The following is a 26,823-nucleotide window of genomic DNA, read 5'->3' as shown; positions in this document are numbered from 1 at the left end:
TCCCGCCTGAAGCATCACGAGCGGGATAAATTGCTGATTCGATCACGTCACCGGCGCCGGGTTAAACACTGACAGCTGGTTGTGCAATCCCCATTGATCCGAGAAGGTCTTCTTGCGGCCGCTGGCGACATCAAGAATAAACTCGAACAGCTTCAGCCCCACCTCTTCGATCGTCTCTTCACCGGTGGCGATAGTTCCGGCGTTGATATCCATTAAATCATACCAGCGATTCGCCAGTTCGGTACGTGTCGCCATTTTAATGACCGGCACTGCCGCCAGGCCATAGGGCGTACCGCGGCCGGTGGTAAAGACCTGCACGGTGATCCCGGAAGCCACTTGCTGGGTGCCACAGACAAAGTCGCTGGCTGGCGTAGCGGCGTAAATCAGGCCGCGTTTAGTTGGCCGCTGTCCTGGGGAGAGCACCTCAACAATTGCGCTCTTCCCGGATTTGGCGATGGACCCCAGCGCTTTCTCCACCACGTTTGCCAGGCCGCCTTTTTTGTTACCGGGGGAGGGGTTGGCGCTGCGATCGGTTTTGCCCATATCGAGATAGTCATCGTACCAGGCCATCTCTTCCAGCAGGCGTTTACCCACCTCTTCGTTGATGGCGCGCGGTGTCAGAAGATGGATTGCATCGCGCACTTCGGTTACTTCTGAGAACATGACCGTCGCCCCGCAGCGGACGAGCAGATCGGACGCGTAGCCCACCGCCGGGTTGGCGGTTACGCCAGAAAATGCATCGCTGCCGCCGCACTGCATACCGACGACCAGTTCGGACGTCGGGCAGGTTTCGCGCTGACGCTGATTCAGTTTCTGCAGATGACGCTCGGCGACCTGCAGAATGTCCTCAACCATTGATTTAAAACCGACGTGTTTCTCATCCTGCAGACTGACGATGCTGGCGCTGTCCACAGGAATGCTTTTCACATCATCGGTGCCTTTTAACAGGCGTTCCGGCTGAAGTTTTTCGCAGCCGAGGCCGATAACCATCACTTCGCCGCCAAAATTCGGGTTAAGCGCAAGGTTATGAATCGTGCGGATTGGCACGACGGCGGCCGGGGCATTAATTGCTACGCCGCAGCCATAGAGGTGGTTCAGACCCACGACACCATCGACATTAGGGTATTTCGGCAGAAGGTCACGTTCGATAATTTTAACCACATAATCCACAACGCCTGCCACGCAGTGTACGCTGGTGCTAATCCCGAGCAGATTTTTGGTTCCGACGCTACCGTCGGCATTACGATACCCTTCGAAGGTATAACCTTCCAGCGGCGGCAGAGGCGCAGGGACTTTGGTGGCCAGGGGCAAGGTATGCAGCGGCGGCGCTTTTGGCAGTTCGACCAGCGATTCATCAATCCAACTGCCCTGTGGGATATCGCGTACAGCATAGCCAATTACTTCTCCATAGCGAATAATTTCTCCGTGCTCGGGAATATCACTCAGAGCGACTTTGTGGCCTTGTGGAATATGTTCGACGAGCGTGAGCCCGTCAGGAAAACGCGTGCCGGCTTTTAAACCCCGATCGTTAACAATAATTGCCACGTTATCTGTTGCGTGCACTTTTATATAAAACGCCGCCGGTGATTGTTGTTTAATTTCAACGTCAGCCATTGTCCAGTATTCTCCAGGAAAGGTGCGAATAATAAAAAATCAGTTATTCAATTCATGATGTGCAGCTTTGTGAAATAAAGAATGTCAGGTGTTCAGATTTAAAAATGTGATCTAAATCACCCATCGGGCGGGAGGGGGCGTACCCAGGAGAGAAATCACTGGAATTGTGCATCAGCGCCCACTGTTTGTGGCATATGCACATTAATAATGATTTTTATACATTATTTATGGTTTATATGCACAGTGCTCAATGGCCGTGAGCTGATTATACTAAATCTTACTTGCTATGCGCCGGATGAGTATATCGACACTATCTGATATTGGTTTCTGAATAACTAAAAGCGTACCTAAATAAATAGAGGGTGTGTCGTACCTGAGGAGTATAAAATGAGTCTGGATGTAACGATAGAACATAAAGAAGAAATAGAACAGAAAGAAATAGAACACAAAAAAGGTGTGCCAACCCGATATTTAATTTTGCTACTCATTTTTATTGTTACCGCTGTTAACTATGCCGACCGCGCAACACTCTCTATCGCCGGTTCGGCAGTGGCGAAAGATTTGCAGTTGAGTGCGGTATCAATAGGCTATATTTTCTCCGCATTTGGCTGGGCCTATTTGCTGATGCAGATCCCCGGCGGCTGGTTGCTCGATAAATTTGGCTCGAAGAAAGTCTACTCATGCAGTCTGTTTTTCTGGTCGTTGTTTACTTTCCTGCAAGGCTTTGTGGATATGTTCCCGCTGGCCTGGGCCGGGATTTCGATGTTCTTCATGCGATTCATGCTGGGCTTCTCGGAAGCACCTTCTTTCCCGGCTAATGCCCGTATTGTGGCAGCCTGGTTCCCGACCAAAGAGCGTGGTACAGCATCAGCTATCTTTAATTCCGCACAGTATTTCTCTCTCGCGCTGTTTTCTCCTCTCCTGGGCTGGCTGACCTTCGCCTGGGGCTGGGAACACGTTTTTACCGTAATGGGGGTGATTGGTTTTATTCTGACCGGCGTGTGGATCAAACTGATTCATAACCCGACCGACCATCCGCGCATGAGCAAAGAAGAGCTGACGTTTATCTCCGCGAACGGCGCGGTGGTCGATATGGACCATAAAAAGCCGGGCAGTACAGCGGCCAAAGGTCCTAAACTTAACTATATCAAACAGCTGTTGACTAATCGCATGATGCTTGGCGTGTTCTTCGGCCAATATTTTATCAATACCATTACCTGGTTTTTCCTGACCTGGTTCCCGATTTATCTGGTGCAGGAAAAGGGGATGTCGATTCTGAAAGTGGGTCTGGTGGCCTCGATTCCGGCGCTGTGCGGTTTTGCCGGCGGCGTGCTGGGCGGCGTGTTTTCGGACTCTCTGATTAAACGCGGCCTTTCAATCACGGTGGCGCGCAAACTGCCGATTGTTCTCGGAATGCTGCTCGCATCGACCATCATTCTGTGCAACTACACCAATAATACCACGCTGGTGGTGATGCTGATGGCATTGGCCTTTTTCGGTAAAGGTTTTGGCGCACTGGGCTGGCCGGTGATTTCCGATACCGCGCCGAAAGAGATTGTTGGCCTGTGCGGCGGTGTATTCAATGTATTTGGTAATGTCGCTTCCATCGTAACGCCGCTGGTGATTGGTTACCTGGTGAGCGAACTGCATTCATTCAATGCAGCCCTGGTCTTCGTTGGGTGCTCGGCTCTGATGGCGATGATTTGCTATCTGTTCGTCGTCGGCGACATCAAACGTATGGAACTGCAGAAATAACTCACGGCTAAGTGACAAGGTATAAGTAATGAAAAACGATATCTTCCCGAATAAATTTAAGGCGGCCCTGGCGGCTCATCAGGTTCAGATTGGCTGCTGGTCAGCGCTGGCCAGCCCTATTAGCACTGAAGTTCTAGGCCTCGCGGGTTTCGACTGGCTGGTGCTGGACGGTGAACATGCGCCGAACGATATTTCCACCTTTATCCCGCAACTGATGGCGCTGAAAGGGAGCGCCAGCGCACCGGTAGTGCGTGTGCCAACCAATGAGCCGGTGATCATTAAGCGCCTGCTGGATATCGGCTTCTATAACTTCCTGATCCCATTTGTGGAGACTGAAAAAGAAGCGGTTAATGCTGTAGCATCAACACGTTATCCCCCAGAAGGCATTCGCGGGGTTTCCGTGTCGCACCGCGCCAATATGTTTGGCACCGTAGCGGATTACTTTGCTCAGTCCAACAAAAATATCACCATCCTGGTGCAAATCGAAAGTCAGCAGGGCGTAGATAACGTCGAGGCGATTGCGGCCACGGAAGGCGTTGACGGTATTTTTGTCGGTCCAAGCGATCTGGCTGCCGCCTTAGGCCATCTTGGCAACGCATCCCACCCGGAAGTGCAGAAAGCTATCCAGTACATCTTTGCGAGCGCCAAAAAGCACGGTAAGCCGAGCGGTATTCTGGCGCCTGTAGAAGCGGATGCGCGTCGCTATCTGGAATGGGGGGCGACCTTTGTCGCCGTCGGCAGCGACCTGGGGGTATTCCGTTCTGCTACGCAAAAACTGGCTGATTCCTTTAAGAAATAATGCCCAATAAATTTCGAGCTGCATCAAGGCGGCAACTAAGCCAATCCCCAGGATCTCACATGAGTAAGACTGGGATGAGCAAAGGCCGCCAACGAAGAGGCTGCTTGAAAGGTGAAGGGTATAACCACCACCGAAACTAGAGAGATAAAGACATGACAGTGAAAGTTGGTTTTATTGGCCTCGGTATCATGGGTAAACCAATGAGTAAAAACCTCCTCAAGGCAGGTTACTCGTTGGTGGTTACTGACCGTAACCGGGAAGCGGTTGCAGAAGTGGTCGCCGCAGGCGCTGAAAAGGCCACTTCGGCGAAAGAGATCGCCGAACAGTGTGAGGTGATCATCACCATGTTGCCGAACTCTCCGCATGTGAAAGAGGTCGCGTTGGGTGAAGGCGGCATCATTGAAGGTGCGAAGCCGGGAACTGTTCTGATCGACATGAGTTCCATCGCTCCGCTGGCCAGCCGTGAAATCAGCGATGCGCTGAAAGTAAAAGGCGTGGATATGCTGGACGCGCCGGTCAGCGGCGGTGAACCGAAAGCCATTGATGGAACCCTGTCGGTAATGGTCGGCGGCGATAAAGCGATTTTTGACAAATATTATGATCTGATGAAAGCAATGGCAGGTTCAGTGGTACATACCGGTGATATCGGGGCGGGTAACGTGACTAAGCTGGCCAATCAGGTCATTGTGGCGCTCAATATTGCTGCGATGTCTGAAGCACTGACCCTGGCGACCAAAGCCGGTGTTAACCCGGATCTGGTGTATCAGGCAATCCGCGGCGGGCTGGCTGGAAGTACTGTGCTGGATGCAAAAGCGCCAATGGTGATGGATCGTAACTTCAAACCAGGTTTCCGTATCGATCTGCATATCAAAGATCTGGCAAATGCGCTGGACACTTCCCACGGCGTGGGCGCACAGCTGCCGTTGACGGCGGCGGTAATGGAAATGATGCAGGCGCTGCGCGCCGACGGTCTGGGGACTGCCGACCATAGTGCTCTTGCATGTTACTACGAAAAACTGGCGAAAGTGGAAGTCACACGTTAACAAGAAGGGCGCGGATATGCGCCCTGTCATTCTTGCCTTGCGCGGCACTGTCAGGCTACATAACTATGAAAATCGTAATCGCCCCAGACTCTTATAAAGAAAGCCTCTCGGCCACCGAGGTTGCCCAGGCTATAGAAAAAGGTTTTCGGGAAATATTCCCCGATGCGCTCTACGTGAAAGTCCCGCTCGCCGATGGTGGAGAAGGTACCGTTGAGGCGATGATTGCCGCGACGCAGGGAACCCGGATGAGCGTTTGTGTGACGGGGCCGCTGGGCGTACCGGTTGATGCCAGTTGGGGGCTTTCCGGTGATGGCAAAACGGCATTTATTGAGATGGCGGCGGCCAGCGGGTTGGGGCTGGTGCCGCCTGCACAGCGCAATCCGTTGTTGACCACATCGCGCGGTACTGGCGAACTGATTTTACACGCGCTGGATCATGGGGCGAAAAACATCATCATTGGTATTGGCGGCAGCGCCACCAATGACGGCGGCGCGGGGATGATGCAGGCGCTGGGCGCACGTCTTTGCGATGCCGATGGCACGGAGATTGGCAACGGCGGTGGTTGTCTGTATAGCCTCAGTTCGATCGATATTTCCGCTCTTGATGCGCGCCTGCATGATTGTACTATCCGTGTGGCTTGTGACGTGACTAATCCGCTGCTCGGCGACAACGGTGCTTCATGGATATTTGGTCCACAAAAAGGGGCTACTGAGGCGATGATCCGCGAACTGGATCGCAATCTTGAGCATTATGCTGACGTGATCAAAGCTGATTTACACGTTGACGTTAAGCAGGTTGCCGGCGCAGGCGCCGCAGGTGGTATGGGCGCGGCGCTAATGGCATTTCTCAACGCTGAATTGCGCAGTGGGATCGAAATCGTGACCCAGGCGTTGAATCTGGAAGAACATATTCTCGATTGTTCGCTGGTGGTCACCGGAGAAGGCCGACTGGATAGCCAGAGCATTCACGGTAAAGTCCCGGTTGGCGTTGCGAGCGTAGCGAAAAAGTATCGTAAACCGGTGATCGGCATCGCCGGTAGTCTGACTCGCGATGTCGGCGTGGTTCATCAACATGGTATTGACGCGGTATTTAGCGTGTTGACTTGCGTAACGACTCTGGAAGAGGCATTTCGCGGCGCGGCGGATAACATTTATCATGCGTCGCGTAATATTGCGGCGACATTGCAGGTCGGGATGGCGACGGAAGGATGACAATCGGCGGTAAACCCTCTATACTGCGCGCCGAAGCTGACCAGACAGTCGCCGCTTCGTCGTCGTCCTCTTCGGAGGAGACAGGCGGAGGGGAGGAAAGTCCGGGCTCCATAGGGCAGGGTGCCAGGTAACGCCTGGGGGGCGTAAGCCCACGACCAGTGCAACAGAGAGCAAACCGCCGATGGCCTGCGTAAGCAGGATCAGGTAAGGGTGAAAGGGTGCGGTAAGAGCGCACCGCGCGTCTGGTAACAGTTCGCGGCACGGTAAACTCCACCCGGAGCAAGGCCAAATAGGGGTTCACAAGGTACGGCCCGTACTGAACCCGGGTAGGCTGCTTGAGCCAGTGAGCGATTGCTGGCCTAGATGAATGACTGTCCACGACAGAACCCGGCTTAACGGTCAGCTTCAACTTCTTTAAAAACAATACGTTGGTGTATCTCAGATACAAATGGGATACGCCAACGGTTGTCACATTCCCCCGCACACAGTCTGATTGTGTCGATTCTTGTTTTATCGGTTGTCCGTTTTTCTGCTAGTCAGTTTACAGCACGTTGAAGGATGAATGAGTCCGTCTGAGGCGGGAATTTCAGCTGATGACATCAACTGTGGCGCCGCCTCGTTCATATCTGATAAGGAATTTATATACTTTGTCGCAAGTTACGGTAATCTCATTGCCAGAGAAAGAGGGACTGATATCGTCTACTTTGTCGCATTCGTAACCAACGTAGCGAATCTCAGACTGTACCTTTTCCGGGCTAATGTTCTCTGTCGCATCAGCACAGGCAGGGATTCCGCATGTAAGAAGCATCAATAACATGATTTTAAACATGAATGGCTGCCCACTTTAATTTTTCAGCTCCCGGACTGACGCCTGAATGCCACATTAGACCGATCGATTAATTTAATTGAAAATTAATTATTGATCGTAAAAAACGATCAATCAAGTGGTTAATCGATAGACAATCTCACGCTTTATTCGGCGCGTAAGGTGCCAGGGAAAAGACGAACATCGTGATATCCGTGGGGTGCAGGGTACATACCGATACTACAGTTGGCTTGATCAATCCATGAGAGTTGCTGATTTCCGGGGCGGCATGATAAGCGCTGTTCAGAAATCGTGGGAATGTGCGGGTTCTGGGAGGGGGAATATGGGTATGAGGCTGGTCGCACCGCATGATCTGCGAAAAAGCCCATCAAATGAGGCAATTCAGTTAAGCGTCTGGTTCATCAGGGCGAGTTCACTTGCCATTATTGCCCTGCAACGTGAATTATTTAGGGGATAAAGATTTCATTCCAGGAATTCAGTGAGTTGACCATCGGCCCCGGAAGGGGCCATGGTGGGGATCAGGCTACGCTTTCTTCATCCTGGAGCCGGATCTCAGCTTCCGCAACGATCGCTTCCAGTTCACTTAACATCTCTTCATAACCAAAATTGACTGCGATCTTGTCTTCCGGTTGAGGTTGTTGCGTCGGTATCACCGTTTTTTTCGCTTTCTTCTTGCTCACAGGCAAACTCCCTTGCTGCCGTTATTATACGGGTAAATCTATCAGCAAAGCGCGCAGCGGGGTATCGGCGACAAGGGTAATGTTAGCTTCATCACGAATAAATGCACCATCACCGCAGGTCAGGGACTGTTTCTCTTCTTCATGTGCAAGCGCGTGTACCGTCCCGTGAATCGACTGCAGGTAGGCTCGCGGGCCGTGAAGCTGTACATTGAGCTGTTCACCTTTCGTCAGGTTGATATGGTGAATCCATACCTGCTGGCGCAACTGGAGACTATTCTGGCTACCGTCTGGCGAAGCCAGCAGCTGCCGCGTTCCGGCGGCGATAGCGACTTTTTGCACCAGCGGATTCTCGTGCTGCGGACAGGCGTCCAGCCACAGCTGCATTCGCGTCAGTGACGTCTCTTTGCTCAGGTTGTGTTCGCTATAGCTGACACCGGCTTGCGTCGAGAGTAGTAGCGCCTCGCCGGCTTTTGCCTGGATATGGTTGCCGTCGCTGTCGCGATACTCTGCTTCACCTTCCAGAATCAGGTTCAGAATATCGACTTTCGGGTAGGTGCGCGGCTGGAATGAGGCACCGGGGGCCAGGACTTCCTGGTTAAGCACGCGTAACGATGCGTAACCTAACAATTTGGGGTCGAAGTAGTGGCCAAAGGAAAAGGTATAGCGGGCCTGCAGCCAGCCGAAGTCTGCTTGACCGCACTGTTTGGCTGTTCGGGTTGTAATCATTTTCTTGACCTCTCTTTACACTAAATCAATGGTAAAGGTATGGACGCTGTATTGTTAGCCAGATATTCTGCCCGGTATGTTCAAATTTCCTGAATGAGACTGTGATGGCGAAAGAGAGAGCATTAACGCTGGAGGCGTTACGCGTAATGGATGCGATTGATCGCCGCGGAAGTTTTGCCGCGGCGGCCGATGAGCTTGGTCGTGTGCCCTCAGCGCTGAGCTATACCATGCAAAAGCTGGAAGAGGAACTTGATGTCGTATTATTCGACCGCTCAGGCCATCGAACAAAGTTCACCAACGTTGGCCGAATGCTGCTGGAGCGCGGGCGTATTTTGCTTGAAGCGGCAGATAAGCTGACGACTGACGCTGAGGCGTTGTCGCGCGGTTGGGAAACGCATCTGACCATTGTTACCGAAGCGCTGGTGCCCACCACCGACCTGTTTCCGCTAATTGAAAAGCTGGCGACCAAATCCAACACTCAGTTATCGATTATTACCGAAGTGCTGGCCGGTGCCTGGGAGCGTCTTGAACAGGGGCGGGCGGATATTGTCGTCGCCCCGGATATGCATTTTCGCTCATCGTCGGAAATCAACTCCCGCAAACTCTATTCGGTGATGAACGTCTATGTCGCCGCGCCAGATCATCCGATTCACCATGAGCCGGAGCCGCTTTCTGAAGTGACCCGCGTGAAGTATCGCGGCATCGCGGTGGCCGATACCGCCCGTGAACGCCCGGTGCTGACGGTGCAACTGCTCGACAAACAGCCGCGACTAACGGTAAGTACGATTGAAGATAAACGCCAGGCGCTGCTGGCAGGTTTAGGCGTCGCCACGATGCCGTATCCGCTGGTTGAGCAGGATATTGCCGAAGGACGCTTACGGGTGGTCAGCCCGGAATACAGCAACGAGATCGATATTATTATGGCCTGGCGTCGCGACAGCATGGGTGAAGCGAAGTCATGGTGCCTGCGGGAGATCCCGAAGCTGTTTATGGGTAGATAAAACACAATGTGTCCCTTTTTGACGAGGGGCACATTGTTTAGTCAGAGATCAGTTTTGGATCCGGCCCAAAACGGTTATTGCCGGGAGTGCCGTTCTGACAATTGAAAATAATGATCACCAGCCAGCCGATCACGGGTATCAGCAGCAATAACAGCCACCATGCCGATCGGTCGGTGTCATGCAGACGACGAAACTGTACTGCCCACCAGGGTAAAAATACCAGCACGCCATAAATGGTCGTCAGAATGCCTTCATCGCCCGCACGCTGCCAGCCGAGCATTTTATCAATCATGCTGAGTACGACGGTCAGGATGATGTTGATCAGAATAAACATCCAGTACTCTTTGCGTCGGGCGCGGCCGCTAAATCCAATATAATTTTTTATGACTTTAAGGTACCAGTCCATTTTTATGCCTCAATTAATCATCAATCACTTGTTTTTAAAGCGATCTTAATAAGAATAGACGTGAATGAAATACAGGTAAATATTTATGATGTGAATTGTTGGGTGCCTGAAATGGCACCCAATCTCTTAGCGAAAGCGAAGATCGCGGCCGTGCGGTTCGTTAAGATCCTGATGTGGGCCGACGGAGATAATTCCGGTTGGATTAATGGTCTTATGGCTACGGTAGTAGTGGTTGCGGATATGGGCAAAGTTCACTGTTTCAGCGATGCCCGGTATCTGGTAGATATCGCGCAGGAAGCCATAAAGGTTGAGATAATCGCTGATGCGGCGCTTGTCGCATTTAAAGTGGGTCACATATACAGGATCGAAACGAACCAGCGTGGTCCACAGGCGAATATCCGCTTCCGTCAATTGATTACCGGTCAGGAAGCGATGTTGACCCAGGATTTGTTCCAGGCGTTCCAGGGCGCTAAATACCGCCTCGACCGCCTCATCATAGGCCTGCTGGCTGGTGGCGAATCCGGCTTTATAGACGCCGTTGTTGACATTGTTGTAAATCCAGCCATTCAGTTCATCAATTTGTTCACGCAGTTCTGGCGGGTAGTAATCGCCGGCCCTGGCGCCCAGTGCGTCGAAGGCGGTATTAAACATGCGGATGATTTCCGCCGACTCATTACTGACGATGGTTTGCTGTTTTTTATCCCATAATACCGGCACCGTGACGCGTCCGCTGTAGTGCGGATCGGCATGCAGATACAGTTGATAAAGAAACTCGTGCTGATAGAGCGTGTCGCCCGTGGCGGCAGGGAAACTGTCGTCAAAGGTCCAGCCGTTTTCGAACATTAAGGGATTGACTACTGAAACGGGAATAAAAGGTTCCAGTCCCTTTAGCTTGCGAAAAATTAAAGTGCGATGGGCCCAGGGACAGGCAAGAGAAACGTACAGATGATAGCGGTCTTTTTCTGCTGCGAATCCTCCCTCGCCGCCCGGGCCAGGCGTACCATCGGCGGTTATCCAGTGGCGAAACGCGGAAACAGAACGTTTAAAACGCCCTCCGGTGGATTGGGTGTCATACCAGGTATCGTGCCAGACGCCGTCAATTAATTGTCCCATCATCTCCTCCTTCAGATAGTAAAAGCGAGGAGATCTCCCCTCGCTTTTGTATCAGTATAGTGAGCTTACCACTTTTTATTCAGCACCCGGTCGAGACTAAATGCGCCCGGGCCGGTGATAGCCAGCAGCAGGTAGCCGCCTGCGATGGTCAGGTTTTTCATGAACATCAGCGAGTTCATGCCTTCAGCAAAGTTGCTGTGGAACAGGAATGCGGCCAGCAGAGAGAAGCCCGCGGTGAACAGCGCGGTAGTACGGGTCAGGAAACCGAACAGAATAGCCAGACCACCGCCAAGCTCAAGCAGAATAACCAGTGGCAACATGAATCCGGGCACGCCCATGGCTTCCATATATTGTTGAGTACCCGCATAACCGGTGATTTTTCCCCAACCTGCGGTGATAAACAGAATGGGCATCAGAATGCGCGCTACCAGTACACCAACATCTTCTAATTTTTTCATTTTCTACTCCAGAAAACCCAAAGGGCGGCGATTTTGTTTTTAGCGCAATCCAGCGTATGACGCGGGGTTGCTGTCGATGGAGAGAATATTAGCGAGGCTGAGAGGGAATTGTTAGCAAGGAAAACTGTAGATCTTTTTCAAAGATTCTGAGTAACAATTGAAAAAGATAATGAATGACTGAACCGATATAGCAGGTTGTATAGCGGTGGTCGTGAGAAGGTTAACTGAGATGTGGTCCTGATATGCCTGAGACTAACAGAAGAGCTGGCCTGCGCAATCCGCGATTGCCTGCAGGCCCAGACAAGGCAGACAGGTCGGTCATACCCGGAAGGTGCACCTACCCACGCAATTCGGCCTCAGTGAGATGAGCGCTGAGGCAGCAGCCGTCGGGCCATGCGCCAGGTGCTCCAGAGACCCACGCCGCGTTTCGCCCAGCGCAGCAAAAAACGTGGATGACGCACTGACCATACGGCGAAGAGGCCGCTGCCGACCATTGCCCATGAACGCAGGTTAAGCAAAGTATGCCAGCCGCGGTCTATCGGCGCGGTCGCTTCCAGCCAGCGCCGGCGGCTGGCGTTGAGATCCAGCCGCTGCTGTTGGATTTCGCGCAGCAGGCGCGCTTTTTGCCTTTCACGTTCCTGTTGGCCGCGGCTCATGACTTATCGTCCTCCAGCAACGCCCGGTCGTTAGCCAGTTCCTGACGCGTAAGACGCAGAAATGTTGAACGTCGGGCCTTACGTAACGTCCAGATGCCGCCGATAATCGCCGCCAGCAACAGCGTCACGGTGGTGGCGATCATCACGTTCAGCCGATACTGGGCATCGACAGCCCAGATAATAAGGACTAACAGGCTCATCAGGCCGAACGCGGCAAACAGCAGGGTCAGCCCGAGCATCAGAAACAGCTGAAAGAGATTGGCTTTTTCCTCTTCCAGCTCCACGACCACCAGGCGAAGGCGCGTTTCCACCATTTCAACCAACAGCGTAACGATCCGTTGCCCGATGCCGAAAATGCTTTGCCCCGGCCCTTGCGTGTGTTGAGAATTCGCCATAATTAGCGGCGCGTCAACAGAACACCCAGCACCAGCCCGACGGCTGCGCCAATTCCCACGCCGGTCCACGGATTTTCACGAACGTATTCATCCGCGCGGGCGGCGGTTTCGCGCGTTTGTTTTACGATGGCGTCGCCGGTTTCGCCCATGCGAACGCGGCTTTCTTTCAGCACGCTTTCGGCTTTACTGCGCAATTTACCAATCTCTTCCTTCGACTTATCCGCGGAGGAGTTCAGCACTTCTTCCAGGGTATCCGCCAGCGTCTTCAGTTCCGCACGCAGGTCTTCTGCAACGTTATCTTTAGCCATGTTTATCTCCTGTTAAAGTGGTCCATATGGGGTTGCGCGATAGATTAATACTCACGAGATTGCAGCGTTTTCAATTCACGCTGAGCTTCATCAAGTTTACGTTGGCGCTTGTTGATTTTGTCAGCATCGCCTTTCTGTTTGGCTTCGCGCAGATCGTTTTGCCGTTCGGCTATCTCCGCTTGTTGTTTGGCAATTTTGCGTTGATGTTCAGCTTTGAGCTTGCTGTCGCTACAGTTTGCCCTGACTTCGCTAAGCGCCCGTTTCAGGCCATCAATACGGTTCTGATTATGATGTTTTTCTGCGTAGCTAATCTCCCGCTGGATATCCTGCTCTTTTTCCTGACAAGGGGAGATGGCAAAGGCGCTGGTACTCAGTGACGTCAGAACCAGAATCAACGCGACGCGGTGTTTCATGGATATTACCTTCCATTGTGTGAGGGCATACCTGAGGATATACCCGATCCAGTTGATAAATGAGAGCCCGATGACTCCCGTAACGTAAGCATAGTAAGTAAACCGGGAAATCACCAAACAGGGTGAAAATATTCGGAATTTTCGTTGATTACCCGAACCTGTGCGGGGTGTCGCGCAGACGGGCAATCCACGCGATCGGTGAGTTATCGTCTTCCTGTAAAGCGATAACATAGCCGTGCGGCAGGGCGCGGCCCAGCACTTCTTTTGCCGCCGCGCCCTGAGCGCTGGAATCAAATTTGATGATCAGACCATCTTTCTGCGGGGTAATGCTTTTAAAGCGGATGCCGTTGGCGTCGAGATGGTGCCAGACGGAAAAGCCGTCCGGCATGCTGACACCGTGATTGATGGGGCGGATAGCCAGAGTGGATTCCTGCTGTTGCATGGCGATCCAGAGCCAGAATAAACCGCACAGGAGTAGCGAGCCGCCCAGCACCCAGCCAGTTTGACGCAGAGAGGATCGTGTTATCGCCATTGTTAGCTCCGGCTCCTGTATTTTTTCTTCCACAGGACAATCAGCGAGCCTATCAGGCCAAATACCAGCAGCGCGACAGGCAGCAGCATCAGGCAGGACATCAGCTGATCTTCATATTTCAGGAATACGGGCGTTTTTCCCAGCAGGTAGCCCAGAGAGCTAAGAATCAGCACCCACAACAGCGCGCTCATCCAGTTAAAAAACTGGAAACGGGCGCTGCTCAGACCAGAAAGCCCGGCGATGGTCGGCAGCAGCGTACGGACGAAAGCAATAAAGCGACCAATCAGCAGCGCGGAAAGCCCGTGTTTATGAAACAGATGGTGGGCGCGCTGGTGGTAATGTGACGGAAGATGAGAAAGCCAGTTTTGTACGATGCGCGTATTGCCGAGCCAACGGCCCTGAATATAACTTAGCCAGCAGCCGAGACTGGCCGCCGCGGTGAGTAATAATAACGTTTCAGGAAAACCCATCGCGCCTTTCGCGATCAGGACGCCAACCAGCACTAACAGGCTGTCACCGGGCAAAAAAGCGGCGGGCAACAAACCGTTCTCAAGGAACAAAATCATAAATAAGACAAAATACAGCATGCCAATCATGGATGGATTCGCAAGCGTTTCGTAATCCTGAGCCCATAACGCATTCAATAATTGGGTTAATAGTTCCATTCATGGTTCCTGGTACATCGGTTAACGGCACGTCTGAACGCGGTGTTTAGATGGCGACATTGTTTTTTATTGGATTATGGCCGCTACTGCGCTCTGAACGGATCCCTGTTTAAAAGTGGAGCAAGCCAAAGCAAACTCTCAGAACGACAAAGTGCATCTAATTGTAACAAACCCACCGTCTTTACGTCATAGAAATTGCAGTTTGTTGCATTCTGATTGTGCTGATTGTGGAGAAGGGAGGCGAGTGTATTTACACAGGCTGACATTATATATGCTTTGCTTACCCTGCGGGGGGGCGGGCAGCGGCGGCGTTACTGCCCGGGGAGAAGAAAACGGTCTATTTTGTGCCGTTGGCGGCGGTATCGAGATGAACGACCGGATTTTCGGCAAACAGATAGCGATCGGCATTGAATTCAAAATCATCGCTGGTTTCGTTGAACAACATCTGTTTAGTGTTTTCCAGATGCTGCCACATGGCCAGTTTTGCCGCATGCGGATCTTTACGAATCAGCGCCTTAAGAATTTGGTCATGATCGTCGCACCAGTTATCAACGGTGCGCAGATCGATATGATCATGCAACTTTTTCCAGTACGGATTATGCACCCGTTGGGTCCACATTTTTTCAACGATGGCGGCTAACGCGCTGTTTTGCGTCGCCAGCGCGACCTGTACGTGAAACTGCAGATCCCATTCCGAATCGCGGAAGCATTTCTCTTTGCGCGCGTTTTCCTGGATTTCCATCAGCTTCATAATGTCCTGCTTGGTCACCTGCGTCGCTGCGAATTCGGCAATATTGCTTTCTATCAACTGGCGGGCCTGCAATAGCTCGAAGGGACCGTAGCTGGCGAACTCCAGGGATTCATCGGGAATTTGCTGATGCTTCGGATGGTTGGAAATAACGTGGATGCCAGAGCCTTTGCGAACTTCAACGTAGCCTTCGACTTCCAGCATAATGATCGCTTCGCGAACGACGGTGCGACTCACGCTTTTTTCGTCAGCAATAAACCGCTCAGCGGGGAGTTTATCGCCCACAAGGTAAACACCTTGCTCAATACGCGTCTTCAGCTCCGCGGCAAGCTGCTGATACAAACGACGTGATTCAGTGAATTCCATATTCGCTCCCGGGAAATGGCGACAATATTGGATTTGTTATACCACTTTTACACGCCAGCCACCACAAGAAGAGACGAAAAAGCCGCCTTAACCAGGGCGGCTTTCGTATGACAATGAGCCGAGACGGCTAGCTTTGTGTTGCCGGGTTGGTGGCGTTTACCGGCGTAGCGTTATCATCCGCCGATTTATTTTTCAGCACCGTCCAGATCACCACGGCGCCCAGCAGATCGAATACCGCCAGCACGGCGAACAGCGGGCTGAAGCCGATGGTATCCGCCAGCGCACCGACCACCAGAGCAAAGAGGGTGCTTGCCAGCCATGCAGCCATCCCGGTCATCCCGTTTGCCGTTGCCACTTCGTTACGACCAAATACGTCGGAAGAGAGGGTGATCAGCGCGCCGGACAGCGCCTGGTGAGCGAAGCCCCCGACGCACAGCAGAGCGATAGCTACGTACGGGCTTGTAAATAAACCAATCGTCCCTGGGCCGATCATCAGTAGCGCACCCATGGTCACCACCATTTTGCGGGAAACAATCAGATTCACGCCAAACCAGCGCTGGAACAGCGGCGGCAGATAACCACCGACGATACAACCGAGATCCGCGAACAGCATTGGCATCCAGGCGAACATGGCAATCTCTTTCAGGTTAAAGCCGTAGACTTTAAACATGAACAGCGGGATCCAGGCGTTGAACGTTCCCCATGCGGGTTCCGCAAGAAAACGCGGCAAAGCAATACCCCAGAACTGGCGGTTACGCAGAATTTGCCACGGCGACATTTTCTTGCCGTTGTTGGTCTGGTGCTGAGATTCCTGGCCACTAATAATGTAGTTGCGTTCTTCTTCTGTTAATTTTTTCTGATCGCGCGGGTGTTTGTAGAAAATTAACCACGCCATTGCCCAGATGAAGCTCAGAACGCCGGAAATGATAAACGCCATTTGCCAGCTGTGCATCACGATAGCCCATACCACCAGCGGGGGAGCAATCATCGCGCCAATAGAGGAGCCCACGTTGAAGTAGCCAACGGCAATAGAACGTTCTTTTGCCGGGAACCATTCAGAACTGGCCTTCAAACCGGCGGGGATCATCGCGGCTTCAGCGGCGCCGACCGCACCGCGGGCCAGCGCAAGGCCCCCCCAGCTTCCCGCCAGCGCCGTAGAACCACAGAAGAGCGCCCATGTGACAGCAAAGAAGGCATAACCGACTTTGGTGCCCAGAATATCAAGGATATAACCGGCAACAGGTTGCATAACGGTGTAAGCAGCGGAATAGGCTGCGATGATATAGGAATATTGTTGTGTGGAGATATGCAACTCTTCCATTATCGTTGGTGCGGCTGCCGCCACCGTGTTACGCGTCAGGTACCCCAGAACAGTGCCTAGCGTCACCAGTCCGATCATATACCAACGTAACCCTTTAATTTTACGCATGTAAAACCTCATCGTTTTATTATATATCCGCAGCATATGCGGCTATCTTCCGGCTCTGTCATTGAAGCGCAGAAGGTGAAACGGAGGGTTCAGGAGAGGAAACCTCATATGGTCCGAACCTTGCCATCAACTGTTGTGTCTGATTCGGTGTCCATACCGGTTAATCCGACGTGATAATTCATCGGTAATGCATTCCATTGGTATATAAGTTTCGACGGGAGCAAGATAACTTGTCATACAACTTGAAAAGTTGAGTGATGTCACAAAAGGAGGAAAGTTTGTGTGGATATGATTTTCTGCGATGAAGCCCAGATTTGGCGCGCGCTGGAGGGGCGTTTACATTAATAGCGGCGGTTTTTTTGTCGACGTTTATTGATCTAACTCACGAAAAATACTTCGGCTTGCGCGAATTGGTGTGATAACTTTATCGGCATGACAGTCAATCATCTGATGGGCTCCCGCTGAAGGGTGAAGAGGACACGAAAATGACACCGTTTATGACCGAGGATTTTCTGCTTGATACCGAGTTTTCCCGCCGTCTGTACCACGATTACGCTAAAGATCAGCCGATTTTCGACTATCACTGCCACCTGCCGCCACAGCAGATTGCTGACAATTACCGCTTCAAAAATCTGTATGATATCTGGCTGAAAGGCGATCATTATAAATGGCGCGCGATGCGAACTAACGGCGTGGCCGAGCGTTTATGTACGGGTGATGCCTCTGACCGCGAGAAATTTGACGCCTGGGCGGCCACCGTACCACATACTATTGGCAACCCGTTATACCACTGGACGCATCTTGAATTACGCCGTCCTTTTGGTATTACAGGTAAACTCCTTTCTCCGGCAACCGCCGATGAAATTTGGGCGCAGTGCAACGAGCTGCTGGCGCAGGATCGCTTTTCCGCCCGTGGCATCATGCAGCAGATGAACGTGAAAATGGTCGGCACTACTGACGATCCGATCGATTCACTGGCGTATCACGCTGCTATTGCCAAAGAGCGCGACTTCCCGGTGAAAGTGCTGCCGAGCTGGCGTCCGGACAAAGCCTTCAACATTGAACAGGCGACGTTCAACGACTACATGGCGAAACTGGGCGCCGTGTCGGATACCGACATTCGCCGCTTTGCCGACCTGCAAACCGCGTTGACTAAACGTCTGGATCATTTCGCCGCTCATGGGTGCAAAGTTTCTGACCATGCGCTGGATGTGGTGCTGTTTGCTGAAGCCAACGAAAGCCAGCTGGATAGCATTCTGGCACGTCGCCTGGGGGGCGAAACCCTGAGCGAGCATGAAGTGGCTCAGTTCAAAACCGCCGTTCTGGTTTTCCTCGGCGCGGAATACGCTCGTCGCGGCTGGGTGCAGCAGTATCATATTGGCGCGCTGCGCAACAACAACCTGCGTCAGTTCAAACTGTTAGGGCCGGATGTTGGTTTTGACTCCATCAACGACCGCCCGATGGCGGAAGAGTTATCCAAACTGCTCAGTAAACAGAACGAAGAAAACCTGCTGCCGAAAACCATCCTCTACTGCCTGAATCCGCGCGACAACGAAGTGTTGGGCACCATGACTGGCAACTTCCAGGGCGAAGGTATGCCGGGCAAGATGCAGTTTGGTTCCGGCTGGTGGTTCAACGATCAGAAAGACGGCATGGAACGTCAGATGACCCAACTGGCGCAGCTTGGTCTGCTGAGCCGTTTTATCGGTATGCTGACCGATAGCCGTAGCTTCCTCTCCTATACTCGCCATGAATACTTCCGTCGCATCCTGTGCCAGATGATTGGCCGTTGGGTGAGCGCGGGTGAAGCCCCTGAGGATATTCAACTGTTGGGCGAGATGGTGAAAAACATTTGCTTTAACAATGCGCGTGACTACTTCGCTATTGAATTGAACTAAGGCCAGAGGTCGGTTGATATGCAATACATTAAAATCCATTCGCAAGATAACGTCGCGGTAGCGCTGGCGGATATGGCGGCAGGCACGGTAGTCACCATTGACGGCGATACGGTCACGTTGATGCAGGATGTTGCACGCGGGCATAAGTTTGCGCTACACGGCATTGCGAAGGGAAATAACGTCATTAAATATGGTCTGCCGATAGGACATGCGCTGGCGGATATTGTGCCGGGGGAACATATCCACTTCCACAATACGCGCACTAACTTAAGCGATCTTGACGCGTATAGTTATCAACCGGATCTGATTGCGCCAGCGGCGCAGCCTGCGGATCGCGCGGTGCAAATTTATCGTCGCGCTAACGGTGAAGTCGGGGTGCGTAATGAGCTGTGGATCCTGCCGACCGTCGGCTGCGTCAATGGTATTGCGCGCCAGATCCAGAACCGTTTTTTGCAGGAAACGAATCAGGCTGAAGGCACCGACGGCGTCTTTCTTTTCAGCCATACCTACGGCTGTTCACAGTTGGGCGACGATCACATCAACACCCGAACCATGTTGCAAAATATGGTGCGTCACCCGAATGCCGGGGCCGTGCTGGTGATTGGCCTGGGTTGCGAGAACAATCAGGTTGATGCTTTCCGAGAAACGCTCGGCGACATCGATCCTGAGCGCGTCCATTTTATGGTCTGCCAGCACCAGGATGACGAAGTGGAAGCGGGAATAGAACATCTCCACCAGTTGTACAACGTAATGCGTCACGACAGGCGTGAACCGGGAAAACTAAGCGAACTGAAATTTGGCCTTGAGTGCGGCGGTTCTGATGGTCTGTCCGGTATTACCGCTAACCCGATGCTGGGCCGCTTCTCGGATTATCTGGTTGCCAACGGTGGGACCACGGTACTGACTGAAGTACCGGAAATGTTCGGTGCTGAGCGACTGCTGATGAGCCACTGTCGTGACGAAGAAACTTTCGGCAAGCTGGTAACGATGGTCAATGATTTTAAACAGTACTTTATCGCCCACAACCAGCCGATTTATGAGAATCCATCGCCGGGCAACAAAGCGGGCGGTATTACCACGCTGGAAGATAAGTCGCTGGGCTGTACGCAGAAAGCGGGATCCAGTCAGGTAGTTGACGTGCTACGTTACGGCGAGCGCCTGAAAGTTAGCGGTCTTAACCTGCTGAGTGCTCCGGGTAACGACGCGGTGGCAACCAGTGCGCTGGCCGGGGCGGGCTGCCATATGGTGCTGTTCAGCACCGGCCGTGGCACGCCCTACGGCGGTTTTGTTCCCACGGTGAAAATTGCCACCAACAGCGAGCTGGCGACCAGGAAAAAACACTGGATCGACTTTGATGCCGGGCAACTGATTCACGGTAAAGCGATGCCGCAATTACTGGAAGAGTTTGTCGATACCATTGTGGCGTTTGCTAACGGCAAGCAGACCTGTAACGAACGTAATGATTTCCGCGAACTGGCTATATTCAAAAGCGGCGTTACCCTTTAATTACCCGTCATTTTTCACACCACATCATCCCGGTGACTTACTTCAGTAAGCTACCGGGGATGTCTGAGCTTGCCGCCTTGCTGTGGCGTGAAATCTGGTGAGTTATAAAAGGAAGGCGTTTCAAAAACGGCGTTTCAGAGTATGATGCGCCGTTTTGTTTTATAAGGACTCCCCATGACCGCGTATTGGCTTGCCCAGGGCGTTGGTGTTATCGCCTTTCTGATCGGCATTACCACTTTTATCAACCGGGACGAGCGCCGCTTCAGGCTGCAGCTTGCCGTCTATAGCGCCACCATTGGCGTGCACTTTTTTTTGATGGGGGCGTATCCGGCGGGAATGAGCGCCGAGCTGAATACCGTACGAACCCTTATCTCAATGCGTACCCGCAAGCTCTGGGTGATGACCGTGTTTATTGTGCTTACGCTGGTGCTGGGACTGGCGAAGCTGCAGCATGCCATGGAACTGCTGCCGATTGTTGGCACCCTGGCCAGCACCTGGGCGCTATTTCGCTGCACGGGATTAACCGTTCGCTGCGTGATGTGGTGTGCGACAGCCTGCTGGGTGATCCACAACTTCTGGCTGGGATCGATTGGCGGCACGATGATTGAAGGCAGCTTTCTGGTGATGAACGGTCTGAACATTATCCGCTTTCGGCGGATGCAAAAGCGTGGTATTGACCCGTTTAAAGTGGAAAAGAGGATACAGAAAGAGAACCCCTCCGCAGGTTAGCGGAGGGGGAAGGATTAGCTGCGCAGCGGCTCTTTCGCCAGCTGCTGGTCTTCGGCCATACAGGCTGCCGCAGTAAAGAGAACGTCGGTAGAAGAGTTCAGCGCGGTTTCGCAAGAATCCTGCAAGACGCCGATGATAAAGCCAACGGCCACCACCTGCATGGCAACATCGTTCGGGATGCCAAACATATTACAGGCCAGCGGAATTAACAGCAGTGAACCGCCCGCCACGCCGGAAGCGCCGCAGGCGCACAGCGACGCCACGACGCTAAGCAGCAGCGCGGTCAGCAGGTCAACCGGGATATTCAGCGTATGGACGGCTGCCAGGGTGAGTACCGTAATGGTGATCGCCGCACCGGCCATATTGATGGTCGCCCCCAGCGGAATAGACACCGAGTAAGTATCGCGATCCAGATTCAGCTTTTCACTCAGCGCCATATTCACCGGAATATTGGCGGCGGAGCTGCGGGTAAAAAAGGCGTAAACGCCGCTTTCGCGCAGGCAGAGTAGCACCAGCGGATAGGGGGTGCGGCGAATTTTCCAGAACACCAGCAGCGGGTTAATGACCAGCGCCACCAGCAGCATACAGCCAACCAGCACCAGAAGCAGATGGGCGTAGCTCCAAAGGGTTTCAAAACCGGTGGTCGCCAGCGTTGAGGAGACCAGGCCAAAGATCCCCAGCGGCGCGAAGCGGATCACCACTTTAACGATAAAAGTCACCGCATGGGAAACGTCGTTAATCAGGTTTTTGGTGGTTTCGTTTCCGTGACGCAGCGCGAACCCAAGACCCACGGCCCACACCAGAATGCCGATATAATTGGCGTTCAGCAGAGCGTTAATCGGGTTGGAAACCATGCTCATCAATAGTCCGCGCAGGACTTCGACAATCCCCGACGGTGGCGTGATGCTGTCTGCCGCCGAGGTAAGGTGCAGCGTTGAGGGGAAGATAAAGCTAAACAGCACGGCGGTTAACGCCGCACTAAACGTACCCAGCAGGTAGAGGAACAGAATCGGGCGGATACGGGTCTTTTGCCCCTGCTGATGGTTAGCGATTGAGGCCATCACCAGCATCAGAACCAGCACCGGCGCGACCGCTTTCAGCGCGCCGACGAATAGCGTTCCCAACAGTCCCACGGCGATTGCGGCGGGTTTTGAAACCATCGCCAGCAGTACGCCGAGTACCAGACCGATTAAAATTTGTTTGACCAGACTACCCTGAGCCATGCGGCGCAGCAGGGTTGAACGGGGTGATTGGCTTACCATGTTTATTCCTTCCAGTGAAGTCGCGATCTGTTCCGGCTACGTATTATTTGTAACGTTTATGTCCGGATGTAAATAGATGTTTGCCTGGTTGAGTATACGGAAAGATTGGCATTGGGAAAGGGTAAAATATCGTTTTTGGTGCTAAGAACATATTTTTAGCATTGTGTTAACGCTTATATAGCGTAGGGCATGTTGTTGACCGGATGAAAGGGGATTTCACCCGGTCAGCTATGACTTATGGCAGCCGTTTTTTCTTGTCGTGTTGCTGATTGACCCAGGCATTAATAATTAACGTCAATACCAGAATGCCGCCCACGATGCCAAGCGAGAACCCGATTGGTATGTGGAAGAAATCGACAATCAACATCTTGATACCGATAAACACCAGAATGACCGACAGGCCATACTTCAGCATGGAGAAACGCTCGGCGACGCCTGCCAGCAGGAAATACATTGCGCGCAGGCCGAGGATAGCGAACAGATTTGAGGTCAGCACGATAAAGGGATCGGTGGTGACGGCGAAAATGGCCGGAATACTGTCAACGGCGAAGATAACATCGCTCAGTTCGACGAGGATCAGCACCAACAGCAGCGGCGTAGCGTAAAGCGCGCTATTCTGGCGGATAAAGAAGCGCTCGCCCTCGATCTTATCCGTCATGCGCAGATGATTGCGGAGCCAGCGCACCAGCGGTTTGTCGCCGATACCGGACTCATCTTCTTTTGCCAGCGCCATTTTCACGCCGGTAAACAGCAGGAACGCGCCGAAGACGTAGAGCAGCCATTCGAACTGGGAGATCAGCCAGCTACCGGTGAAGATCATGATCGTACGCAGCACGATCGCGCCTAACACGCCATAGACCAGCACCCGGCGCTGTAGCGCAGGCGGGACGGAAAAGTAGCTGAACAGCATCAGCCAGACGAAGACATTATCCACAGCCAGTGCTTTCTCAATGAGATAACCGGTAAGGAACGCCAGCGCTTGCGGGTCGGCTACAGCGCGACCTTCGGTCTGCACCAGATACCACCAGAAAGTGGCGTTAAACAGCAGTGAGAGGGTAACCCAGAGAACAGACCAGCCTGCAGCTTGCTTCATGGTCATGCTATGCGCGCCGCGCCGTCCTTGCAGCAGCAGATCGATAGCCAGCATGATGACCACCACCACGGCGAATCCGCCCCATAACAACGGTGTGCCGACACTATTCATTACGATATTCCTTACATAAAAACAAAACGGCTGACGTCGGAAGACGGCAGCCGCTGCGCTTTTATGCAGAGACCTCGCCTTCCGGCAAGGTCTCACTTACAACAAGAAGCTTGTTGCCCGGCGACCGGATGCGGTTTTTCACGCATCGTAATGACGATCGACCGGCAAGGAAGTTACTCCCCTTTGCGTGTCACAAACTATTACAACTTATAAATAGGGTCAATGGCGTCTGGTGGTCCCTTTACACTCCTTTACGCCACCGGCTGGCTGTCCGCCGGGAAGACCACGCCGGTCTGGCGACGAATCTCGCTCAGCAGTTTTGCTGTGATACGGCTAACTTCCAGAGCCGGATGAACAACCGCATTGCTTTCAACCAGACCAGCAAATGTCTCCGCTTCATACAGCATTGTATTAATATGCTGCGGTTGACTCAGATCCTGGGCTTTGCCGCCGCGCGGCACCAGGCAGATCTTCTGGCATTCAGATATTTTCTCAATAACCAACGCGCCAGATTCGCCCTGAATTTCGCTCGGGATCGCGGAATCACTCACTTTCGAATGATGCAGAGTGACATCAAAATCACCGTAGCTCAGCACGACGGTCCCCTGACCATCGACCCCGCTCTCCAGCAGGCTGGCACTGGCGTGGACTGCGCGCGGTTCGCCCCACAGCGCAACCGCCGACGCCAGACAGTAAAAACCGATATCCATAATCGAGCCATTCGAGAAGGCCGGATTAAAGGTATTGGGGTTTTCACCATCCAGATAGCGCTGGTAGCGCGAAGAATACTGGCAGTAGTTAATAAAGGCTTTGCGCAGCTTACCGATTTTATCCAGCGACTGCTTCAGCAGCAGGAAATTTGGCAGGCTGGCGGTCTTGAACGCTTCGAAAAGCACCACGTTATGTTCCCGCGCCACCTTTATGGCGGCTTCCACTTCCTGCAGATTTGATGCCAGCGGTTTTTCGCAAATCACATGCTTTTTATGGCTCAGAAACAGGCGCGTTTGCGGGAAGTGCAACGCGTTAGGGCTGGCGATATAGACGGCGTCAACATCGGCGCTTTGCGCCAGCGCTTCCAGTGAAGTGAACAGATGTTCGACGGGATAATCGTTGGCGAAAGCCTGGGCTTGTTCAAGGCTGCGGGAGTAAATGGCGGTAAGTTTATATTTGCCGGTTTCATGGGCGGCATCGACAAACTGCTTAGTGATCCAGTTTGTGCCAACAACTGCGAAACGTATCATAAACGTTGACGAACTCCATAAAAAGGGATCTTTCGTCACTGTAACACGCCATCATAACAAAACCAGTGCGCTACTGCGCAGAACGGTTTAACGAAAGCTGCGTCAGCCACAGGCGGGTATCAAACTCAAGCTGGTGGTATTGCGGTTCCATGTAACAGCACAACTGATAAAACGCTTTGTTGTGTTCTTTTTCCTTCAGATGCGCCAGTTCGTGAACCACGATCATTCGCAGAAAAGGTTCCGGCGCATCACGAAAGACGGTGGCGACGCGGATCTCGGCTTTGGCCTTCAGCTTGCCGCCCTGTACGCGCGAAATAGCGGTATGCAGCCCCAGTGCATTGTTCAGCACATGGATCTTGTTGTCATACATCACTTTGTTGATCGGCGGGGCGTTACGCAGAAACTGGTTTTTCAGATCCTGGGTATACTGCCAGAGCGCTTTATCGGTCGTGAAATCATGCGTTCCCGGATAGCGTTTTTCCAGCACTGCGCCCAGACGCTGTTCAGCAATAAGCGTGCGTACCTGAGACAGTAAATTCTCCGGGTAGCCGTGGAGATAAGTAAGTTGACCCATCAAAGCCCCAAATTAAATCTAAAAAAAGAGTATACTCACGCACCCTTTCAGGGATAACAGCGAAATTTTACCATTCAGGAGGGCCGATGAGCCACGTAGACAACGGTTTCCGTTCACTGACACTGAAACGTTTCCCGGAAACGGATGACGTTAACCCGCTTCAGGCGTGGGAAGCGGCGGATGAATATCTGCTGCAACAGTTAGACGACACGGAAATCAGCGGCCCGCTGCTGATCCTGAATGATGCCTTTGGCGCATTAGGCTGCGCGCTGGCTGAACATACACCATACAGCATCGGCGACTCGTATTTAAGCGAGCTGGCGACGCGCGAAAATTTACGCCACAACGATATCGCTGAATCCAGCGTCAAGTTTCTCGACAGTACCGCCGCGTACCCGCCGGCGCCGGGCGTTGTGTTGATTAAGGTGCCGAAAACGCTGGCGCTGCTGGAACAACAGTTGCGCGCGTTGCGCCAGGTTGTGACTCCACAAACCCGTATTATTGCGGGAGCAAAGGCGCGTGACATTCATACCTCCACGCTGGAACTGTTCGAAAAAGTGCTCGGCCCCACGACCACGACGCTGGCCTGGAAAAAGGCGCGCCTGATCAACTGTACCTTCAGTCAGCCTGAACTGGCGGATGCGCCGCAGACGCTGAGCTGGAAACTGGACGGCACCGACTGGACTATCCACAATCATGCGAACGTTTTCTCGCGTACCGGCCTGGATATCGGCGCGCGCTTCTTTATGCAGCATTTACCTGAAAACCTGGAAGGGGAGAGCGTCGATCTCGGCTGCGGCAATGGCGTGATTGGCCTGACGCTACTGGCGAAGAACCCTCAGGCGAGCGTCGTGTTTGTCGACGAATCGCCGATGGCGGTCGCGTCCAGCCGTTTGAATGTGGAAACCAATATGCCGGAAGCGTTGGATCGCTGCGAGTTTATGATTAACAACGCCTTGTCCGGCGTGGAGCCTTTCCGCTTTAACGCCGTGCTGTGCAACCCGCCGTTCCATCAGAAACATGCGCTGACGGATAACGTTGCCTGGGAGATGTTCCACCATGCGCGCCGTTGCCTGAAGATCAACGGCGAGCTGTACATTGTGGCGAACCGTCACCTGGATTATTTCCACAAGCTGAAGAAGATTTTCGGTAACTGCACCACCATCGCCACCAATAACAAATTCGTGGTGTTGAAAGCGGTGAAGCTGGGGCGTCGTCGGTAAGATCGCTTTGCCTGGCGGCGCTTCGCTTGCACAGGCCTACGG

27 protein-coding genes and 1 other RNA gene are annotated in these 26,823 nt (G+C 52.9%); 10 read left to right on the top strand and 18 right to left on the bottom strand.

Annotated features, from left to right (window positions below):
- Positions 1 to 42: 42 nt before the first annotated feature.
- Positions 43 to 1,614, bottom strand: coding sequence for a galactarate dehydratase (gene garD / locus ABK821_RS09410; RefSeq protein ID WP_343177963.1), 1,572 nt, complete (start codon positions 1,612 to 1,614; stop codon positions 43 to 45).
- Positions 1,615 to 2,001: 387 nt separating this feature from the next.
- Here garD and garP point away from each other — a divergent pair, with 387 nt between their 5' ends.
- The 5 genes from garP (at position 2,002) to rnpB (ending at position 6,833) form a co-directional block, all read left to right on the top strand.
- Positions 2,002 to 3,369: a galactarate/glucarate/glycerate transporter GarP gene (gene garP, locus ABK821_RS09405; RefSeq protein ID WP_343177964.1), complete on the top strand. Its 1,368-nt coding sequence runs from the start codon at positions 2,002 to 2,004 to the stop codon at positions 3,367 to 3,369.
- Between the two features lie 28 nt (positions 3,370 to 3,397).
- Positions 3,398 to 4,168 carry a 2-dehydro-3-deoxyglucarate aldolase gene (garL, locus tag ABK821_RS09400; RefSeq protein ID WP_308560535.1) on the top strand — a complete coding sequence of 257 codons (771 nt, stop codon included), beginning with the start codon at positions 3,398 to 3,400 and terminating at the stop codon, positions 4,166 to 4,168.
- Positions 4,169 to 4,320: 152 nt separating this feature from the next.
- Positions 4,321 to 5,211 carry a 2-hydroxy-3-oxopropionate reductase gene (garR, locus tag ABK821_RS09395; RefSeq protein ID WP_343177965.1) on the top strand — a complete coding sequence of 297 codons (891 nt, stop codon included), beginning with the start codon at positions 4,321 to 4,323 and terminating at the stop codon, positions 5,209 to 5,211.
- 65 nt (positions 5,212 to 5,276) lie between these two features.
- Complete coding sequence (garK, locus tag ABK821_RS09390) at positions 5,277 to 6,422, top strand: glycerate 2-kinase (protein ID WP_343177966.1); 1,146 nt, start codon at positions 5,277 to 5,279, stop codon at positions 6,420 to 6,422.
- 32 nt (positions 6,423 to 6,454) lie between these two features.
- Positions 6,455 to 6,833, top strand: an RNA gene (rnpB, locus tag ABK821_RS09385) — RNase P RNA component class A.
- 933 nt (positions 6,834 to 7,766) lie between these two features.
- On the opposite strand, the gene ABK821_RS09380 is transcribed toward rnpB, so the two are convergent.
- Positions 7,767 to 7,928, bottom strand: coding sequence for a hypothetical protein (locus tag ABK821_RS09380; protein ID WP_343177967.1), 162 nt, complete (start codon positions 7,926 to 7,928; stop codon positions 7,767 to 7,769).
- Positions 7,929 to 7,952: 24 nt separating this feature from the next.
- Positions 7,953 to 8,654, bottom strand: coding sequence for a pirin family protein (locus ABK821_RS09375; RefSeq protein ID WP_138362448.1), 702 nt, complete (start codon positions 8,652 to 8,654; stop codon positions 7,953 to 7,955).
- A gap of 104 nt (positions 8,655 to 8,758) precedes the next feature.
- On the opposite strand from ABK821_RS09375, the gene ABK821_RS09370 reads away from it, so the two are divergent.
- Entirely contained in the window at positions 8,759 to 9,655 is an 897-nt protein-coding gene (locus tag ABK821_RS09370; RefSeq protein ID WP_138362449.1) for a LysR family transcriptional regulator, read from the top strand.
- Between the two features lie 37 nt (positions 9,656 to 9,692).
- Here the strand turns inward: ABK821_RS09370 and ABK821_RS09365 are convergent, their stop codons facing one another.
- The 11 genes from ABK821_RS09365 to ABK821_RS09315 form a co-directional block, all read right to left on the bottom strand.
- Complete coding sequence (locus ABK821_RS09365; protein WP_138362450.1) at positions 9,693 to 10,061, bottom strand: DUF805 domain-containing protein; 369 nt, start codon at positions 10,059 to 10,061, stop codon at positions 9,693 to 9,695.
- 126 nt (positions 10,062 to 10,187) lie between these two features.
- On the bottom strand, positions 10,188 to 11,174 hold the full coding sequence (locus ABK821_RS09360; protein ID WP_343178048.1) for a glutathione S-transferase family protein: 987 nt from the start codon (positions 11,172 to 11,174) through the stop codon (positions 10,188 to 10,190).
- A gap of 65 nt (positions 11,175 to 11,239) precedes the next feature.
- Positions 11,240 to 11,632 (bottom strand): DoxX family protein, encoded by a 393-nt coding sequence (locus tag ABK821_RS09355; protein ID WP_138362451.1) that lies wholly within the window; start codon positions 11,630 to 11,632, stop codon positions 11,240 to 11,242.
- 356 nt (positions 11,633 to 11,988) lie between these two features.
- Positions 11,989 to 12,288, bottom strand: coding sequence for a YqjK-like family protein (locus ABK821_RS09350; protein ID WP_138362452.1), 300 nt, complete (start codon positions 12,286 to 12,288; stop codon positions 11,989 to 11,991).
- Positions 12,285 to 12,683 (bottom strand): phage holin family protein, encoded by a 399-nt coding sequence (locus ABK821_RS09345; protein WP_138362453.1) that lies wholly within the window; start codon positions 12,681 to 12,683, stop codon positions 12,285 to 12,287. Before ABK821_RS09345 ends, ABK821_RS09350 begins: the two co-directional genes overlap by 4 nt.
- Before the next feature lie 2 nt (positions 12,684 to 12,685).
- The gene (locus tag ABK821_RS09340) at positions 12,686 to 12,991 is read right to left on the bottom strand and encodes a YqjD family protein (protein WP_138362454.1); all 306 of its coding nucleotides are present in this window, start codon (positions 12,989 to 12,991) and stop codon (positions 12,686 to 12,688) included.
- A gap of 44 nt (positions 12,992 to 13,035) precedes the next feature.
- Positions 13,036 to 13,404 carry a DUF1090 domain-containing protein gene (locus tag ABK821_RS09335; protein WP_343177968.1) on the bottom strand — a complete coding sequence of 123 codons (369 nt, stop codon included), beginning with the start codon at positions 13,402 to 13,404 and terminating at the stop codon, positions 13,036 to 13,038.
- A 148-nt stretch (positions 13,405 to 13,552) separates the two neighbouring features.
- Positions 13,553 to 13,930 carry an EnvZ/OmpR regulon moderator MzrA gene (gene mzrA / locus ABK821_RS09330; protein WP_171034932.1) on the bottom strand — a complete coding sequence of 126 codons (378 nt, stop codon included), beginning with the start codon at positions 13,928 to 13,930 and terminating at the stop codon, positions 13,553 to 13,555.
- 8 nt (positions 13,931 to 13,938) lie between these two features.
- On the bottom strand, positions 13,939 to 14,601 hold the full coding sequence (gene yqjA, locus ABK821_RS09325; RefSeq protein WP_138362457.1) for a DedA family general envelope maintenance protein YqjA: 663 nt from the start codon (positions 14,599 to 14,601) through the stop codon (positions 13,939 to 13,941).
- Positions 14,602 to 14,938: 337 nt separating this feature from the next.
- Positions 14,939 to 15,715: a transcriptional regulator ExuR gene (gene exuR, locus ABK821_RS09320; RefSeq protein WP_138362458.1), complete on the bottom strand. Its 777-nt coding sequence runs from the start codon at positions 15,713 to 15,715 to the stop codon at positions 14,939 to 14,941.
- A gap of 127 nt (positions 15,716 to 15,842) precedes the next feature.
- Complete coding sequence (locus ABK821_RS09315) at positions 15,843 to 17,144, bottom strand: MFS transporter (protein WP_142502729.1); 1,302 nt, start codon at positions 17,142 to 17,144, stop codon at positions 15,843 to 15,845.
- Positions 17,145 to 17,629: 485 nt separating this feature from the next.
- Between ABK821_RS09315 and uxaC the strand changes: the two genes are divergently transcribed.
- The 3 genes from uxaC (at position 17,630) to ABK821_RS09300 (ending at position 21,277) form a co-directional block, all read left to right on the top strand.
- Positions 17,630 to 19,042, top strand: coding sequence for a glucuronate isomerase (gene uxaC, locus ABK821_RS09310; protein ID WP_142502728.1), 1,413 nt, complete (start codon positions 17,630 to 17,632; stop codon positions 19,040 to 19,042).
- A gap of 18 nt (positions 19,043 to 19,060) precedes the next feature.
- Positions 19,061 to 20,548 carry an altronate dehydratase family protein gene (locus tag ABK821_RS09305; protein WP_343177969.1) on the top strand — a complete coding sequence of 496 codons (1,488 nt, stop codon included), beginning with the start codon at positions 19,061 to 19,063 and terminating at the stop codon, positions 20,546 to 20,548.
- 174 nt (positions 20,549 to 20,722) lie between these two features.
- Positions 20,723 to 21,277: a YgjV family protein gene (locus ABK821_RS09300; RefSeq protein ID WP_343177970.1), complete on the top strand. Its 555-nt coding sequence runs from the start codon at positions 20,723 to 20,725 to the stop codon at positions 21,275 to 21,277.
- 14 nt (positions 21,278 to 21,291) lie between these two features.
- On the opposite strand, the gene sstT is transcribed toward ABK821_RS09300, so the two are convergent.
- From sstT to ABK821_RS09280, 4 genes are all read right to left on the bottom strand, one after another.
- Positions 21,292 to 22,539 carry a serine/threonine transporter SstT gene (gene sstT / locus ABK821_RS09295; protein WP_343177971.1) on the bottom strand — a complete coding sequence of 416 codons (1,248 nt, stop codon included), beginning with the start codon at positions 22,537 to 22,539 and terminating at the stop codon, positions 21,292 to 21,294.
- A gap of 235 nt (positions 22,540 to 22,774) precedes the next feature.
- Positions 22,775 to 23,743 (bottom strand): TerC family protein, encoded by a 969-nt coding sequence (locus ABK821_RS09290; RefSeq protein WP_395033929.1) that lies wholly within the window; start codon positions 23,741 to 23,743, stop codon positions 22,775 to 22,777.
- 251 nt (positions 23,744 to 23,994) lie between these two features.
- Complete coding sequence (locus ABK821_RS09285; protein ID WP_308560543.1) at positions 23,995 to 24,984, bottom strand: Gfo/Idh/MocA family oxidoreductase; 990 nt, start codon at positions 24,982 to 24,984, stop codon at positions 23,995 to 23,997.
- Between the two features lie 70 nt (positions 24,985 to 25,054).
- Entirely contained in the window at positions 25,055 to 25,558 is a 504-nt protein-coding gene (locus ABK821_RS09280; RefSeq protein ID WP_343177973.1) for a M48 family metallopeptidase, read from the bottom strand.
- An 86-nt stretch (positions 25,559 to 25,644) separates the two neighbouring features.
- On the opposite strand from ABK821_RS09280, the gene rlmG reads away from it, so the two are divergent.
- Entirely contained in the window at positions 25,645 to 26,781 is a 1,137-nt protein-coding gene (gene rlmG, locus ABK821_RS09275) for a 23S rRNA (guanine(1835)-N(2))-methyltransferase RlmG (RefSeq protein WP_343177974.1), read from the top strand.
- The last annotated feature ends 42 nt before the right edge of the window (positions 26,782 to 26,823 follow it).

Source organism: Klebsiella sp. KE9456 (assembly GCF_043832615.1).
Classification (GTDB): domain Bacteria; phylum Pseudomonadota; class Gammaproteobacteria; order Enterobacterales; family Enterobacteriaceae; genus Klebsiella; species Klebsiella indica.
This window is presented reverse-complemented; position numbering and strand designations above follow the sequence as displayed.

What these genes read in the sequence shown, in the direction of transcription:
- ABK821_RS09355 (WP_138362451.1), bottom strand. Translation starts at nt 11,632, where the DNA reads ATGAAAAAATTAGAAGATGTTGGTGTACTGGTAGCGCGCATTCTGATG.
- ABK821_RS09375 (WP_138362448.1), bottom strand. Translation starts at nt 8,654, where the DNA reads ATGATTACAACCCGAACAGCCAAACAGTGCGGTCAAGCAGACTTCGGC.
- ABK821_RS09335 (WP_343177968.1), bottom strand. Translation starts at nt 13,404, where the DNA reads ATGAAACACCGCGTCGCGTTGATTCTGGTTCTGACGTCACTGAGTACC.
- ABK821_RS09370 (WP_138362449.1), top strand. Translation starts at nt 8,759, where the DNA reads ATGGCGAAAGAGAGAGCATTAACGCTGGAGGCGTTACGCGTAATGGAT.
- ABK821_RS09365 (WP_138362450.1), bottom strand. Translation starts at nt 10,061, where the DNA reads ATGGACTGGTACCTTAAAGTCATAAAAAATTATATTGGATTTAGCGGC.
- garP (WP_343177964.1), top strand. Translation starts at nt 2,002, where the DNA reads ATGAGTCTGGATGTAACGATAGAACATAAAGAAGAAATAGAACAGAAA.
- sstT (WP_343177971.1), bottom strand. Translation starts at nt 22,539, where the DNA reads ATGGTAAGCCAATCACCCCGTTCAACCCTGCTGCGCCGCATGGCTCAG.
- ABK821_RS09315 (WP_142502729.1), bottom strand. Translation starts at nt 17,144, where the DNA reads ATGCGTAAAATTAAAGGGTTACGTTGGTATATGATCGGACTGGTGACG.
- garD (WP_343177963.1), bottom strand. Translation starts at nt 1,614, where the DNA reads ATGGCTGACGTTGAAATTAAACAACAATCACCGGCGGCGTTTTATATA.
- ABK821_RS09350 (WP_138362452.1), bottom strand. Translation starts at nt 12,288, where the DNA reads ATGAGCCGCGGCCAACAGGAACGTGAAAGGCAAAAAGCGCGCCTGCTG.
- garL (WP_308560535.1), top strand. Translation starts at nt 3,398, where the DNA reads ATGAAAAACGATATCTTCCCGAATAAATTTAAGGCGGCCCTGGCGGCT.
- uxaC (WP_142502728.1), top strand. Translation starts at nt 17,630, where the DNA reads ATGACACCGTTTATGACCGAGGATTTTCTGCTTGATACCGAGTTTTCC.
- garR (WP_343177965.1), top strand. Translation starts at nt 4,321, where the DNA reads ATGACAGTGAAAGTTGGTTTTATTGGCCTCGGTATCATGGGTAAACCA.
- ABK821_RS09340 (WP_138362454.1), bottom strand. Translation starts at nt 12,991, where the DNA reads ATGGCTAAAGATAACGTTGCAGAAGACCTGCGTGCGGAACTGAAGACG.
- ABK821_RS09360 (WP_343178048.1), bottom strand. Translation starts at nt 11,174, where the DNA reads ATGGGACAATTAATTGACGGCGTCTGGCACGATACCTGGTATGACACC.
- exuR (WP_138362458.1), bottom strand. Translation starts at nt 15,715, where the DNA reads ATGGAATTCACTGAATCACGTCGTTTGTATCAGCAGCTTGCCGCGGAG.
- rlmG (WP_343177974.1), top strand. Translation starts at nt 25,645, where the DNA reads ATGAGCCACGTAGACAACGGTTTCCGTTCACTGACACTGAAACGTTTC.
- ABK821_RS09300 (WP_343177970.1), top strand. Translation starts at nt 20,723, where the DNA reads ATGACCGCGTATTGGCTTGCCCAGGGCGTTGGTGTTATCGCCTTTCTG.
- garK (WP_343177966.1), top strand. Translation starts at nt 5,277, where the DNA reads ATGAAAATCGTAATCGCCCCAGACTCTTATAAAGAAAGCCTCTCGGCC.
- ABK821_RS09305 (WP_343177969.1), top strand. Translation starts at nt 19,061, where the DNA reads ATGCAATACATTAAAATCCATTCGCAAGATAACGTCGCGGTAGCGCTG.
- ABK821_RS09290 (WP_395033929.1), bottom strand. Translation starts at nt 23,743, where the DNA reads ATGAATAGTGTCGGCACACCGTTGTTATGGGGCGGATTCGCCGTGGTG.
- ABK821_RS09280 (WP_343177973.1), bottom strand. Translation starts at nt 25,558, where the DNA reads ATGGGTCAACTTACTTATCTCCACGGCTACCCGGAGAATTTACTGTCT.
- yqjA (WP_138362457.1), bottom strand. Translation starts at nt 14,601, where the DNA reads ATGGAACTATTAACCCAATTATTGAATGCGTTATGGGCTCAGGATTAC.
- ABK821_RS09345 (WP_138362453.1), bottom strand. Translation starts at nt 12,683, where the DNA reads ATGGCGAATTCTCAACACACGCAAGGGCCGGGGCAAAGCATTTTCGGC.
- ABK821_RS09285 (WP_308560543.1), bottom strand. Translation starts at nt 24,984, where the DNA reads ATGATACGTTTCGCAGTTGTTGGCACAAACTGGATCACTAAGCAGTTT.